This window comes from Streptomyces sp. NPDC005483, assembly GCF_040606035.1.
In the GTDB taxonomy this organism is placed as follows: Bacteria; Actinomycetota; Actinomycetes; order Streptomycetales; family Streptomycetaceae; genus Streptomyces.
Genome location: NZ_JBEXEA010000004.1, coordinates 331,905 through 344,717, shown reverse-complemented (window position 1 = coordinate 344,717; position 12,813 = coordinate 331,905). Strand labels below are relative to the sequence as shown.

Sequence of the window (12,813 nt, the reverse complement as noted above, 5' to 3'; positions counted from 1 at the left end):
CCACAGCCTCAGGCCCTGCTCAGCCCCGCCAGCAGCTCGGCCAGCGCGTCGGGCGGCAGGTCCGCCGTCTCCGTGCCGGGCGGTGAGCCGGGCGGGAGGTTCCGGGTCCTGCGGACGGCGTGCGAGAGCCGCGAGTCCGTGTCCGGAACCTCCAGGGTGACCACGAGCCCCGCCTCGGACCGCGCGCCCCCGCCGCCGGCGAACCACTTCGGGCTCGCGTCCACCGACCGCAGCGACCTGCGCCCCGGCACCGGCTCCGTCTCGCCGTACTCCTGGGTCACGACCTGCACGCACCGCACCTGGCCGCCGGCCTCGGGCAGCCGGCCCCCGTGCGTCTCGACCGTGAGCAGCCCGACGAGCGGGGTGGAGTCGCCCGGTGTTGCCACGCTCTCGCCGACCCCGACGACCAGGCCGCTCCTGTCCCGCAGCACCCGCCCGGCGTCCTGTTCCACCGGCCCGGCGAGTTCGGTGAGCTGGTCGCGCCAACCGCCCCCGAGGACGTCTCCGCCCGCCCGGAACAGCAGCGGCCAGCTCACGTCCTCCCCCACCGAGAACGGCGTACCGCAGCACTCCATCTGCCAGTCCGCGTAGAACACGTGCCAGAGCCCCATGTCCCCACCCTTCCATGGAACCCCCGCCCCACCCCAAGACGTTTTCACCTGTGCCCGGTACCGTCGGGCAGTCTCACCGCGCCCACCGCGTGGCCGTTCAGTCCAGGGAGCCCCATGACCACCGCCACCACCCGCCACAGCGACCGGCGGATCAGCCCCGTCTTCCTCGGGATCTGCGCCGTGACGGCGGTGACCGGCTGGGCCACCTGGAGCGGATTCGCCGAGCTGCCCGGCGTGGCGGTGTTCCTCTTCGTCACCGCGGCCTGGGTGATCTCCCTCTGTCTGCACGAGTACGCACACGCGCGTACCGCCTTGCACAGCGGTGACATCACCGTCGGGAGCAAGGGCTATTTGAGCCTCAATCCGCTCGCCTACACGCACGCCCTGCTCAGCATCGTGCTGCCGGTGCTGTTCGTGATCATGGGCGGTATCGGTCTGCCCGGCGGCGCCGTGTTCATCGAGCGCGACCGGATCCGGGGCCGCTGGAGGCACAGCCTGATCTCGGCGGCGGGCCCGCTGACGAACGTCCTGTTCGCCGCCGTGTGCACCGCACCCTTCTGGCTGGACGCCCTCGACGGGGTCCCGCGGGACTTCCGGTACGCGCTCGCGTTCCTCGCGCTGCTCCAGGTCTCCGCCGCGCTCCTGAACTTCCTGCCGGTGCCGGGCCTGGACGGGTACGGCGTCATCGAGCCCTGGCTGTCGTACGGCATCAAGCGCCAGATCGAGCCCTTCGCGCCCTTCGGCCTGCTGTTCGTGTTCGCGCTGCTGTGGGTGCCGGCGGTCAACCACGTGTTCTTCGACGTGATCGACTCGATTCTGGCCTCGCTCGGCATCGACGATCTCGAGAGGTACTGCGGCCAGGACCTGTACCGGTTCTGGCAGACGAGCGACTTCTGCTCGGTCAGCGGGTGACGGACCTCTCGGCCCGGCCCCGCTTGAGGTAGTACCAGCACATGTTGGACGAGAGCCCCGCCAGCAGCACCCACACGACCCCGAGCCAGTTGCCCTGCACGAAGGAGACGACCGCCGCCGCCACGGCGAGGAGGCAGACGACGAGGGCGTAGAGGGCGAGGCGGGGCATTTTCGTGGGCTCCTGTCGGGGGGACACTGCTGCACTACGACGACCAGTGTCCCCCATCGGCTCATCTCGGCTCACACGTCCGTGACCCGCAGCCCCGCGTGCGCCTTGTACCGCCGGTTGACCGAGATCAGGTTGGCGACCAGCGACTCCACCTGGTGGGCGTTGCGCAGCCGGCCCGCGAAGATGCCGCGCATGCCGGGGATCCGGCCGGCCAGCGCCTGCACGATCTCCACGTCGGCCCGCTCCTCGCCGAGCACCATGACGTCGGTGTCGATCTCCTCGACCTGCGGGTCCTGGAGCAGCACGGCCGACAGATGGTGGAAGGCGGCGGCGACCCGCGACTCCGGGAGCAGGGCCGCCGCCTGTTCGGCCGCGCTGCCCTCCTCCGGCTTCAGCGCGTAGGCGCCCTTCTTGTCGAAGCCGAGCGGGTTGACGCAGTCGACGACCAGCTTGCCGACGAGCTCCTCGCGCAGCGACTCCAGCGTCTTGCCGTGGCCGTCCCAGGGCACGGCGACGATCACGATGTCGCTGCGGCGCGCGGTCTCGGCGTTGTCGGCGCCCTCGACCCCGTGCCCGAGTTCGTCCGCGGCGGCCTGGGCGCGGTCGGCGGCACGCGAGCCGATGATCACCTTCTGTCCGGCGCGGGCCAGCCGGTAGGCGAGGCCCTTGCCCTGCGGCCCGGTCCCGCCGAGCACGCCGACGACGAGCCCGGAGACGTCGGGAAGGTCCCAGGGGTCCTTGGCGGGAGCCTTCTGTGCAGCACTGTCGGTAGAGGTCATGGGCCCGACTTTACGTCCGCCCCAGCCGCCCCGGCCGATCGGGTGAGCCGCGTCACGGACACCCGCCCGGAAGCGCGCGGGCGCCGAAGTCCCGGTCACCCGGGGGAGCCCGGCCCTGCCCGGTTCGGGCGAATCCGGGGTGAACCGCGGGTGACGGACGTGCGCTTGCGGCAGGATGCGACGCCATGGACGCCGTACGGGTCGCGCTGCTGCGCGAAGTGCTCGCCGGGACCGAGTGGTTGGGAGCCACGCGGCGCTTCGCGGGCGTGCTGCGCGGCTCGGTGGTCTCGCACGGCGGTGGACTGCTCCTGGTCGGCACGCCGGAGTACGAGCCGTGGCATCTGGCGGCCCATCTGGTCGACGAGGCCGCGTGGTCGGGCATGCCGGAGCTGGCCCCCACTCTCGTACGCCACGACGCGCGCCCCTCCGACCCCCCGCACCTGTCGGTGGGGCCGGGGCGGCTCGCGGCGGCCCGGCGCGGCGAGACCCTGCTGGTGGTGTCCCCGTCCCCGGACCGGCCGGGTGCCCCGCTTCTGGAGCAGGTCCACGACGCCCGGCGGGCCGGCGCGACGGTCCTCTCCCTCGGCCCCGGCGAGGGCGAACTCGCCGCGATGGCCCACGAGTCGCTGGCCGTGCCGGAGGGCACGGACCTCGATCTGGACACCGTGCAGCACCTGGTGAGCGCGGCGGCCGGGGAGAACGCCGTCCCCGCGCCCAGGGGCCGGCGGCGGTTCCGGGACCGGTTGTCGAGACTGGCCGACCAGCTGACGGCGCCGCCTCCGGCCCGCTGGTAGCCCGCGAAAAGCAGTTGCCGGACCGGCAGGCATCCCCGGACCATGACGGGTCGTGACCGACGACGCCCCCCAACCCCCTTCCGGCCTGCGCGCGATGCTCCCCGACCTCGCCCCCTGGCGGACCTCCCGGGACTTCCGGCGGCTGTGGTACTCGGGGCTGATCTCGAACTTCGGCAGCTTCCTGACCTTCGTGGCACTGCCGGTGCAGCTGAAGGGCCTGACGGGGTCGGCGGCGGCGGTGGGCGCGATCGGGGCCGTGGAGCTGATACCCCTCCTGGTCTTCGGCCTGTACGGCGGCGCGCTCGCGGACGCCTGGGACAAGCGGAAGCTGATCGTGTGGACCGAGGCCGGGCAGGGCCTGCTGAGCGCGGCCCTGCTGCTCAACGCGCTGCTCCCGCGCCCCGCCGTCTGGCCGCTGTACGTCGTCGCCGCCGTGTCCTCCGCCCTGGTCTCGGTACAGCGCCCGGCGCTCGACTCCCTGTGGCCCCGGATCGTGGCCCACGAACACCTCCCGGCGGCGGGCTCGCTGAACTCCTTCCGCTGGACGGTCGGCGGGGTCGCGGGCCCGGCGCTGGCGGGCGTGGTGGTGGCCTACGCGGGCCTCGGCTGGGCGTACGGTGCGGACCTGCTGACGTTCGTCGTCTCGGTCGCCCTGATCGTGGGGATCGCGGCGGCCCCCGCCTCCCTCCCCCACTCTCGGCTTCGCTCGAGCGGGGGGACCCCCATGGCGGCGAAGCCCTCCCTGAAGGCCATCGCGGAGGGCGCGCGGTACGCCTGGAGCCGCAAGGAACTGCTCGGCACCTACGCCGTCGACCTAGCGGCGATGTTCCTGGCGATGCCGCTGGCCCTGCTGCCGTTCCTCGCGGACGAACTGGACGCGCAGTGGTCGCTGAGCCATGGGGGTCCCCCCACGCCTTAGAGCAGTGGGGGAGTACGCGAGCATCCCGCTCGGCGCCCTGCTGGTGAGCCTGGTCAGCGGCTGGACCACGCGGGTCCACCGGCACGGGCGGATGGTGGTGCTGTCGGCCGCCCTGTGGGGCCTGGCGATCGTGGCGGCCGGGGTCATGGACGACGTGTGGCTGGTGCTGCTGTTCCTGACCGTGGCCGGCGGCTGCGACATGGTCAGCGGGATCTTCCGGGGGATCATGTGGAACCAGACGATCCCGGACGAGCTGCGCGGACGGCTCGCCGGGATCGAACTGCTGTCGTACTCGGTGGGCCCGACCGTCGGCCAGGTCCGCAGCGGTGGTTTCGCCGCGTGGTGGGGCGTGCGGACGTCGGTCTGGTCGGGCGGGGTGCTGTGCGCGGGGGCGGTGGGCCTGCTGGCCCTGTGCCTGCCGAAACTGATGTCCTACGACGCCCGCACGGACGAGCACGCGGCACAGGTGCGGGAACAGCGAGCCGCAGCCGCGGTGTGATCAGTCGTCGTCGCGGCCCCCCGCCGGGGCGTCGTGCCACTTGGGGTCGTTCTCCCACTCGAGGTTGCGCTCGCGGGCCGTCTCCATCGCGTGCTGGGCCTCCGCGCGGCTCGCGTAGGGCCCGAAGCGGTCCTTGGCCGGGCACTCGGGCCCTTCCTCGACCTTCTTGTGCTCCAGGCAGTAGTACCACTCGCCGGGCTTACCGACCGTGCGCTTCTTGAACAAGGCCATGACCTGCTCCTCTCGCCAACAGCATGTTCCCGTTACCCAAATCTCAGTGATCTGAGCATTCCAGGCGTTTCCGTCTGGAAGGTCCGTGACGGTGTCATCGCAGCGCGGAGTGCGCTGCGGCGTCCTGACTACGGTCTCCCGTTTCCTTCTGTCGCGGGTGCGGCAGGCTTGCGCCACCTGCCCGCCCGCCTCGGCCAGTGTCCTGGTCGGGGCGTTGGCGGCGGGTCTTGCGGTCGGCTCCACGGGGCTTCGACACGCGTGGCGTGTCCTGGTCTCCGGCCACTCCGGTACCAGCGGGGCAGGCCGCGAGAGCGACCAGGTTGCGGGCCGCGTTCTCGTCCCGGTCCAGGACCGGGCCACAGGCGTCGCAGGTGAAGACTCGGACGTGCAGCGGCAGTTTGGCTTTCACCGCGCCGCAGTTCGAGCAGGTCTTGGAGGAGGGGTACCAGCGGTTGGCCACGATCGTGCGGCAGGCGTTGCGCCGGCCCTTATAGGTGAGCTGGCGGCGAATCTCCCCGAACCCGGCATCGGCCACCTGGCGGGCGAGGCGCCCGTTGCGGAGCAGGCCGGCGACGTTGAGGTCCTCGACGACCACGGTGCCGTATTCGGCCCTGATCCGGGTGGTGAGTTTGTGCAACGCGTCGGTGCGCAGGTCGGCCACCCGATGGTGGAGCCTGTTGCGCTCGCGGTTGGCCTTCTCCCACCGTTTCGAGGGCTTCTGGTCGGTCCTGTGGTCGGGGCCCTGCCTACGGGTCACGCGGCGTGAATGGAACTTCAGGAGCTTCAGCATCCCGTCCAGGTGCCGCGGGTTGGGCTCGTAGCGGATCTCGCCGTCACTGTCCGCCAGGACCGCTAGGTGCTTGACACCGACGTCGATCCCTACGGCGGTGTCAGGCCTTGCGACGCGGGTGATGTCCCGGGCAGTCTCGACCTGGAAGGAGACGAACCAGCGTCCACGCTCGTGCCGCACAGTCACCGACAAGACGCGCGTCCCTCGGGTTCGCAGGCGAGCCAGCAACTTTGCCGTCGGTTCGTGTGTGCGGATCGTGCCCAGCCTGGGCAGGGTGACGTGTCGACCGCCGGGCTCGACGCGGATCGTGCCGGTGGTGAACCGGCAGGCCAGGCGGGCCTTCCGCTTGACCTTCCGGCGCGGGACACCCACCCGGCCCCCCTTGCGTCGGCCCTGCCTGGACTTGGCGTAGTTGTCGAAGGCTGCTGCCGCGTTCGCCAGGCCGGTGTTGTAGGCCTCCTTGGAGTTCTCCTGCCACCAGTCCGCGAACGTCGGATCGGTGGTCTTGATCCGGTTGAACTCCTTGCGCAGAACAGGCAGCGACCACGAGCGCCACGGTGTCAGCCCGTCCTCATCGATGCCGTACGAGGCTTCGGCCCTGCGCTGCCACCACGAAGCGGTCACCCACGACACGGCCCAGTTGTATGCGGCGCGAGCCGCACCGCAGTGGGAACGCAGACCCTGCTCCTGCGCAGCATTCGGATCGAACGCGAACCTGTAGCCCTGCACCACGCAGCCGGGCCGCAGCCGAAACGTCCCGCCCATGCGACAGCCCCCCGCTCGAAGATCCCTCATCTACCCAACGAGCACCCCAGAACAAGGTCACCCATTCGATCAGGGAATTGCTGTTCCCATCTCAGCGGGACAGAGCCCAGCGGCCGGCCCCTCCGCCGCTGGATAGACTCGTCCGCATGTCTGGCCAGTCGCTGCTCGTGCCCGGGGAACTGTCCCCCACCCGTTCCGTGCCCGGAAACATCCGTCGCCCCGAGTACGTCGGCAAGCCCGCGCCGACGCCGTACACGGGTCCGGAGGTGCAGACCCCGGAGACCGTCGAGGCGATGCGGATCGCCGGCCGTATCGCGGCCCGGGCGATGGCGGAGGCCGCGAAGCTGATCGCCCCCGGCGTGACCACCGACGCACTGGACAAGGTGGCGCACGAGTACATGTGCGACCACGGCGCCTACCCGTCGACGCTCGGTTACCGGGGTTTCCCGAAGTCCCTGTGCACCAGCCTCAACGAGGTGATCTGCCACGGCATTCCGGACTCCACCGTGCTCCGGGACGGCGACATCATCAACCTCGACGTGACGGCGTACATCGGCGGGGTGCACGGCGACAACAACGCGACGTACCTGGTGGGTGACGTCGACGAGGAGAGCCGCCTGCTGGTGGAGCGCACCCGGGAGTCCCTGGAGCGCGCGATCAAGGCGGTCAAGCCGGGCCGTCAGATCAACATCATCGGCCGCGTGATCGAGTCGTACGCCAAGCGCTTCGGCTACGGAGTCGTCCGCGACTTCACGGGCCACGGCATCAACTCGTCCTTCCACAGCGGCCTGATCGTCCCGCACTACGACAGCCCGCACGCGACGACGGTCATCCAGCCCGGCATGACGTTCACGATCGAGCCGATGCTGACGCTCGGGACGCACGAGTACGACATGTGGGACGACGGCTGGACGGTCGTGACGAAGGACCGCAAGCGGACGGCCCAGTTCGAGCACACGCTGGTGGTGACGGAGACGGGGGCGGAGATCCTGACGCTGCCGTAGTGAGTCCTGGACGCCTTGATGGTCGCCCGGGGCGGAGCAGCCGGCGGGGGACCCGGTGGCGGGCGCGTTCATCCGGCCGGAGCTGTTCCGGCCGGGGCACTTGCGCGGGACCTGGCTCATCTGCCGGGTGCGCGCCTGCGCGCGGTCCTGTCCGGTCGGCGGGCGACGGCGTCCGCTTCTACGTCTTCGCGTTCCACGTCTCGAGGAGATCCCCCTGTCGGCGTGAGCCTCACCGCTCCAGGAGGACCCGTCCGCCCACCTCGACCCAGCCGCCCGGCTGGGGAGCCGTGAGGATCTGGGAGCCGGCGCCCTGGACGATGTTCAGGGCCCGCCCCAGCGCGTCGGTGAGCTGGAGGGCCGCCGCGCCGGTGGCCTCGTCCTCCTCGACACCGTCGCCCCGGCCGGGGAAGCCGCGGGCCCGGACCCGTCCGGCGGCCTCGTCCTCCCAGGCCCAGGCGTAGATCCACTCCCCCGCAGGCGGGACGGCGAGGTCGTCCACCTCGGCGGCGGTGCCGTACTGCCGGAACGTCCGTGGCGCCGCCCACTCGGCCCGCGCCTCGATCCAGCTGAACTCCCCGTCGAGCCGCGTGCCGACGATCCCGGCGGGCGTGACGAGCTCGGGGACGTCGAGCAACCAGGCGGCGCCGACGCACGGGTACCCGGCGAACGCCAGCCGCACGGAGGGCGTGTAGATGTCGATGACGCCCCGCTCGGGATCGTCGACGAACACGGTCTCGCTGAACCCGAGCTTCGCGGCGAGAGCCTGCCGCTCGTCCCGGTCCGGCAGCACGGAGCCCTCACGGACGACGCCCAGCTCGTTGCCGTAGCCGCCGTTCGCCGCGCAGAAGACGCGCAGCACGTCGTAGTCAGTCACGGGGGAATTGAAACATCCGCGGCGGGCACCCCGGGACGGGTGAGGGCGCACGCCCCCGGCGCGGAACCTTTGACCTTCCTTTGACCTTCCCTTGGTGTCTGTTTTGAGCCATCCCGCGGTATCACTCAGGTTAGCCTCAGATAAGTTAGGCTAGCCTCACTTACTTTGTGATGCCCGTCACGTGATGTTTCAGCCAGCACCAGGAGCCCGCATGCGAGCCGCCAGACTGTCCGTCGTCACCGCCACCGCCGTGGCGGCTTTGACCGCCGTCACGGGGTGCACGGAGAAGGGAAGCTCCGGCGACAGCGACCGCGTGATCGACGTGACCGCCACGGACAGCAAGTGCGAGGTCTCCAAGAAGGAGTTCCCGGCCGGCCACGTGGAACTCGCGATCGAGAACAAGGGCTCCAAGGTCACCGAGGTCTACGTCCTGTTCCCGGACGACCGGATCGTCACCGAGCGGGAGAACATCGGCCCGGGCACCAAGCAGAAGGTCACCGCCGAGGTGAAGGCCGGTGCCTACACGATCGCCTGCAAGCCCGGCATGAAGGGCGACGGCATCCGCCAGGAGATCAAGGCCACCGGCGGGACCGCGGCCAAGCGCGACCCGCGCCTCGACGCGGCCGTCGCCGCGTACCGCAAGTACGCGCAGGAGCAGGCCGACGCGACCCTGCCGCTGGCGAAGACCTTCGCAGCCGCGGTCAAGGCCGGGGATCTGGAGGCCGCCAAGAAGGCCTACGCTCCCTCCCGCATCGGCTGGGAGCGCACCGAGCCGGTCGCGGAGTCCTTCGGTGACATCGACCCCAAGGTCGACGTCCGCGAGGACGGGCTGGAGGGCGGCCAGAAGTGGACCGGCTGGCACCGCCTGGAGAAGTCCCTCTGGCAGGACAAGAAGATCACCGCCGAGGACAAGACCCTGGCCGACCAGCTGATCACCGACCTCACCGACTGGCAGAACCGGGTCGGCAAGGCGGACATCACCCCGACCTCCATGGCCAACGGCGCCAAGGAACTCCTCGACGAGGTCGCCACCGGCAAGGTCACCGGCGAGGAGGAGCGCTACTCGCACACCGACCTCGTCGACTTCAAGGCCAACGTCGAGGGCGCCGAGAAGTCGTACGAGCTGCTGAAGCCGGTCGCCAAGGAGAACAACGCCACTCTGGTCACCGAGCTCGACAAGCAGTTCGCGGCGATCGACGCGCTGCTGGACAAGTACCGCGCCGACAAGACGTCCTACGACTTCACCTCGTACGACAAGGTCGGCGACGCCGATCGCAAGCAGCTGTCGGACGGTGTGAACGCGCTCGCGGAACCGCTGTCCAAGCTCGCCGCCGCCGTCGTCACCAAGTCCTCCTGAGGCGGGGGACATGACAGACACGGAGAAGACCACGGCTCCCTCGCGCCGCGCGCTCATCGGCTGGGGCGGGGCCGGGCTCGCGCTCGGTGCCGCCGCGGCCGGTGGCACGGTCGCGATGACCCGCACCGGGGACGACATCACCCCGACCGCCGCCGACGCGGGTGCCGCCGTGGAGTTCCACGGCACCCACCAGGCCGGTATCGCCACGCCCGTGCAGGACCGGCTGCACTTCGCCGCGTTCGACGTGACGACCGACGACCGTGCCGAGTTCGTCCAGATGCTCAAGGACTGGACGGCCGCCGCCCGCCGGATGACCGCGGGCAAGGCGGTCGGCGAGGGGGCGTACGGGGGTCTCGCCGAGGCCCCGCCGGACGACACCGGGGAGGCGCTCGGGCTCAAGCCGTCGCGGCTGACGCTGACGATCGGCTTCGGCCCGTCCCTGTTCGAGAAGTTCGACCTGGCCGGCCGGCGGCCCGAGGCGCTCGTCGACCTCCCCCAGTTCGCCGGGGACAACCTCGACAAGAACCGCAGCGGCGGCGACCTGTGCATCCAGGCCTGCGCGGACGACCCGCAGGTCGCCGTGCACGCGATCCGCAACCTCGCCCGGATCGGCTTCGGCAAGGTCGTCATCAGGTGGTCGCAGCTCGGCTTCGGCAAGACGTCCTCGACCACGCCCGACGCGCAGACCCCGCGCAACCTGATGGGCTTCAAGGACGGCACCCGCAACATCGCGGGCACCGAGACGGACCGGCTGAAGAAGTTCGTGTGGGCGGACGGCAAGGACGCCGACTGGATGGCCGGCGGCTCCTACCTCGTCGCCCGCCGCATCCGCATGCACATCGAGACCTGGGACCGCACCTCCCTGCAGGAGCAGGAGGACGTCTTCGGCCGCGACAAGGGCGAGGGCGCCCCGGTCGGCAAGGCGAAGGAGCGCGACAAGCCGTTCCTGCCGGCGATGAAGCCCGACGCGCACGTGCGGCTCGCGCACCCCGACTCCAACGGCGGGGCGACGATCCTGCGCCGCGGCTACTCCTTCACCGACGGCACGGACGGCCTCGGCCGGCTGGACGCGGGCCTGTTCTTCCTGGCGTACATGAAGGACGTCCGCGAAGGCTTCATCCGCATCCAGCGGCATCTGTCCACCGACGCGCTCAACGAGTACATCCAGCACGTGGGTTCGGCGGTCTTCGCCGTCCCGCCCGGCGTCCGTGACCGGGACGACTGGTGGGGCAGCACGCTGTTCTCCAAGGAGGCCTGACCCGTGTTCTCCAACTACCTGATCGGTCTGCGCGAGGGTCTCGAAGCCAGCCTGGTCGTCTGCATCCTCATCGCCTACCTGGTCAAGACGGGCCGCCGGGACGCCCTGAGGCCGATCTGGATCGGCATCGGCGTCGCGGTGGCGCTCGCCCTCGGCTTCGGGAGCGCGCTCGAATTCGGCTCGCAGGAGCTGACGTTCGAGGCGCAGGAGGCGCTCGGCGGCTCCCTGTCGGTCATCGCGGTCGGCCTGGTGACGTGGATGGTCTTCTGGATGCGGCGCACCGCCCGGCACCTGAAGTCCGAGCTGCACGGCAAGCTGGACGCCGCCCTGCAGATGGGCACCGCCGCCCTGGTCGCCACCGCGTTCCTCGCGGTCGGCCGGGAGGGCCTGGAGACCGCCCTGTTCGTGTGGGCGTCGGTGCACGCGGCCGGCGACGGCACCCCGCGCCCGCTGATCGGCGCGGCCCTCGGCATCGCCACGGCGGTCTTCCTGGGCTGGCTGTTCTACCGCGGTGCCCTGCGCATCAACCTGGCCAAGTTCTTCACCTGGACCGGCGGCATGCTGGTCGTCGTGGCCGCGGGTGTGCTGGCGTACGGCTTCCACGACCTCCAGGAGGCGAACTGGCTGCCCGGCCTGCGCGACAGAGCCTTCGACATCAGTGACACCATCCCGCCGGACAGCTGGTACGGCACGCTCCTCAAGGGCGTGTTCAACTTCCAGCCGGACCCGACGGTGCTTCAGGTCACGGTGTGGCTGCTGTACTTGATCCCGACGCTCGTGCTGTTCCTCGCCCCGGTAGGGTTCGCCTCCGGGAAGGGGAAGGTGAAAGCACCTGATGAGCAGGGATCGCGGCCCTCGAAGGCTCCGCAGGCTTGACCGGAGCGCACTGATAGCAGCCTCTGTGACCGCTTTGTCGTTGACGGCGAGCGGATGCATGGTGGTGCACGGCGAGCGGGAGGTGCTTCCCGCGACCACCCAGGCGGAGGCCGCCAAGGCGCTCCAGCAGTTCACGAACGCGTACAACGCGGCGGACAAGGCCTACGACAGCTCGCTCGACGCGGCCCATGTCACCGGCGCGCTCGGGGCCATCGACGCGGCGCGGCTGAAGGCCGGCAAGGCCAACAGCCCGAGCGGCAACGCCACGCACACACCGCTGAAGCTGTCCGACGTGACGTACACCATCCCGAAGAAGGCGGGCTGGCCGCGCTGGTTCGTCGCCGACGCGGCCGGCAACAAGGGCGGCACCGCGCGCTGGCTGCTCGTGTTCACCCGCGACGGGCTGGACGAGCCGTTCCAGGTGGCGTATCTGACGCTGGTCGCCGAGGGCAAGGTGCCGGAGTTCAAGAAGGACGCGGACGGCTGGGCCGAGGCGGTGCCGGCGAACTCGGCCGAACTGGCCCTCCCGCCCGGCGACCTGGGACCGGGGTACGCGACCTACCTCAAGAGCGGCAGCGACGCCTTCGCCGACGGCGCGTACACCAGCGCCTGGCGGGCGGCGCGGGCGAAGGACGCCAAGCGGCCGGGTCTGGTCACCCAGTACATCGACGAACCGATGACGAGCGGCGACTACGCGCCGCTGGCCCTGCGGACGTCGGACGGCGGGGCGCTGGTGTTCTTCGCCACGCACCTCTACTCGAAGCAGACGGCCGCCCCGGGCACCTCGATCCCCACCACCGACGACGTGCGGGCCCTGACGACCGGCGAGATCAAGCAGTCCCTGACGATGGAGATCGTCTCCAACTCGGTGGCCCTCGACCCGCCGAAGGGCTCGGGTGGCCGGCAGGTCACCGTGCTCGGCCGGATCCAGGGGCTGACGTCCGCGAAGGGTTCGTAGCGGCCCGGAGTCCGGGC

General features: G+C 70.8%; 13 protein-coding genes and 1 pseudogene. 8 read left to right on the top strand and 6 right to left on the bottom strand.

Annotated elements, in window-relative coordinates:
* Positions 1 to 8 precede the first annotated feature (8 nt).
* Positions 9 to 611 carry a DUF6578 domain-containing protein gene (locus tag ABZT06_RS10560; RefSeq protein ID WP_355737890.1) on the bottom strand — a complete coding sequence of 201 codons (603 nt, stop codon included), beginning with the start codon at positions 609 to 611 and terminating at the stop codon, positions 9 to 11.
* Between the two features lie 114 nt (positions 612 to 725).
* Here ABZT06_RS10560 and ABZT06_RS10555 point away from each other — a divergent pair, with 114 nt between their 5' ends.
* Positions 726 to 1,523, top strand: a complete 798-nt coding sequence (locus ABZT06_RS10555; RefSeq protein WP_355737887.1) for a site-2 protease family protein — start codon at positions 726 to 728, stop codon at positions 1,521 to 1,523.
* On the opposite strand, the gene ABZT06_RS10550 is transcribed toward ABZT06_RS10555, so the two are convergent.
* On the bottom strand, positions 1,513 to 1,749 hold the full coding sequence (locus tag ABZT06_RS10550; protein ID WP_355737884.1) for a hypothetical protein: 237 nt from the start codon (positions 1,747 to 1,749) through the stop codon (positions 1,513 to 1,515). The genes ABZT06_RS10555 and ABZT06_RS10550 overlap by 11 nt on opposite strands.
* A gap of 14 nt (positions 1,750 to 1,763) precedes the next feature.
* The gene (gene npdG, locus ABZT06_RS10545; protein WP_355737881.1) at positions 1,764 to 2,471 is read right to left on the bottom strand and encodes an NADPH-dependent F420 reductase; all 708 of its coding nucleotides are present in this window, start codon (positions 2,469 to 2,471) and stop codon (positions 1,764 to 1,766) included.
* 185 nt (positions 2,472 to 2,656) lie between these two features.
* Here npdG and ABZT06_RS10540 point away from each other — a divergent pair, with 185 nt between their 5' ends.
* Together ABZT06_RS10540 and ABZT06_RS10535 are read left to right on the top strand one after the other, a co-directional pair.
* On the top strand, positions 2,657 to 3,265 hold the full coding sequence (locus ABZT06_RS10540; protein ID WP_355737878.1) for a hypothetical protein: 609 nt from the start codon (positions 2,657 to 2,659) through the stop codon (positions 3,263 to 3,265).
* Positions 3,266 to 3,359: 94 nt separating this feature from the next.
* Positions 3,360 to 4,683 (top strand): annotated as a pseudogene (locus ABZT06_RS10535) (MFS transporter).
* Here ABZT06_RS10535 and ABZT06_RS10530 read toward each other — a convergent pair.
* Positions 4,684 to 4,914, bottom strand: a complete 231-nt coding sequence (locus tag ABZT06_RS10530) for a hypothetical protein (RefSeq protein ID WP_355737876.1) — start codon at positions 4,912 to 4,914, stop codon at positions 4,684 to 4,686.
* A 94-nt stretch (positions 4,915 to 5,008) separates the two neighbouring features.
* Entirely contained in the window at positions 5,009 to 6,469 is a 1,461-nt protein-coding gene (gene tnpB, locus ABZT06_RS10525) for an IS607 family element RNA-guided endonuclease TnpB (protein ID WP_355737874.1), read from the bottom strand.
* A gap of 146 nt (positions 6,470 to 6,615) precedes the next feature.
* Here tnpB and map point away from each other — a divergent pair, with 146 nt between their 5' ends.
* On the top strand, positions 6,616 to 7,473 hold the full coding sequence (gene map / locus ABZT06_RS10520; RefSeq protein WP_355737872.1) for a type I methionyl aminopeptidase: 858 nt from the start codon (positions 6,616 to 6,618) through the stop codon (positions 7,471 to 7,473).
* Between the two features lie 229 nt (positions 7,474 to 7,702).
* Here map and ABZT06_RS10515 read toward each other — a convergent pair whose 3' ends face one another.
* Positions 7,703 to 8,347: a PhzF family phenazine biosynthesis protein gene (locus ABZT06_RS10515; RefSeq protein WP_355737870.1), complete on the bottom strand. Its 645-nt coding sequence runs from the start codon at positions 8,345 to 8,347 to the stop codon at positions 7,703 to 7,705.
* A 211-nt stretch (positions 8,348 to 8,558) separates the two neighbouring features.
* On the opposite strand from ABZT06_RS10515, the gene efeO reads away from it, so the two are divergent.
* From efeO to ABZT06_RS10495, 4 genes are read left to right on the top strand one after another with little or no spacing between them, the layout of a single operon-like run.
* Positions 8,559 to 9,704: an iron uptake system protein EfeO gene (gene efeO, locus ABZT06_RS10510; RefSeq protein WP_355737868.1), complete on the top strand. Its 1,146-nt coding sequence runs from the start codon at positions 8,559 to 8,561 to the stop codon at positions 9,702 to 9,704.
* A 10-nt stretch (positions 9,705 to 9,714) separates the two neighbouring features.
* Positions 9,715 to 10,962 carry an iron uptake transporter deferrochelatase/peroxidase subunit gene (efeB, locus tag ABZT06_RS10505; RefSeq protein ID WP_355737866.1) on the top strand — a complete coding sequence of 416 codons (1,248 nt, stop codon included), beginning with the start codon at positions 9,715 to 9,717 and terminating at the stop codon, positions 10,960 to 10,962.
* A 3-nt stretch (positions 10,963 to 10,965) separates the two neighbouring features.
* The gene (efeU, locus tag ABZT06_RS10500) at positions 10,966 to 11,838 is read left to right on the top strand and encodes an iron uptake transporter permease EfeU (RefSeq protein ID WP_355737863.1); all 873 of its coding nucleotides are present in this window, start codon (positions 10,966 to 10,968) and stop codon (positions 11,836 to 11,838) included.
* Complete coding sequence (locus tag ABZT06_RS10495) at positions 11,798 to 12,796, top strand: hypothetical protein (RefSeq protein ID WP_355737861.1); 999 nt, start codon at positions 11,798 to 11,800, stop codon at positions 12,794 to 12,796. The genes efeU and ABZT06_RS10495 overlap by 41 nt, the downstream gene beginning before the upstream one ends.
* The last annotated feature ends 17 nt before the right edge of the window (positions 12,797 to 12,813 follow it).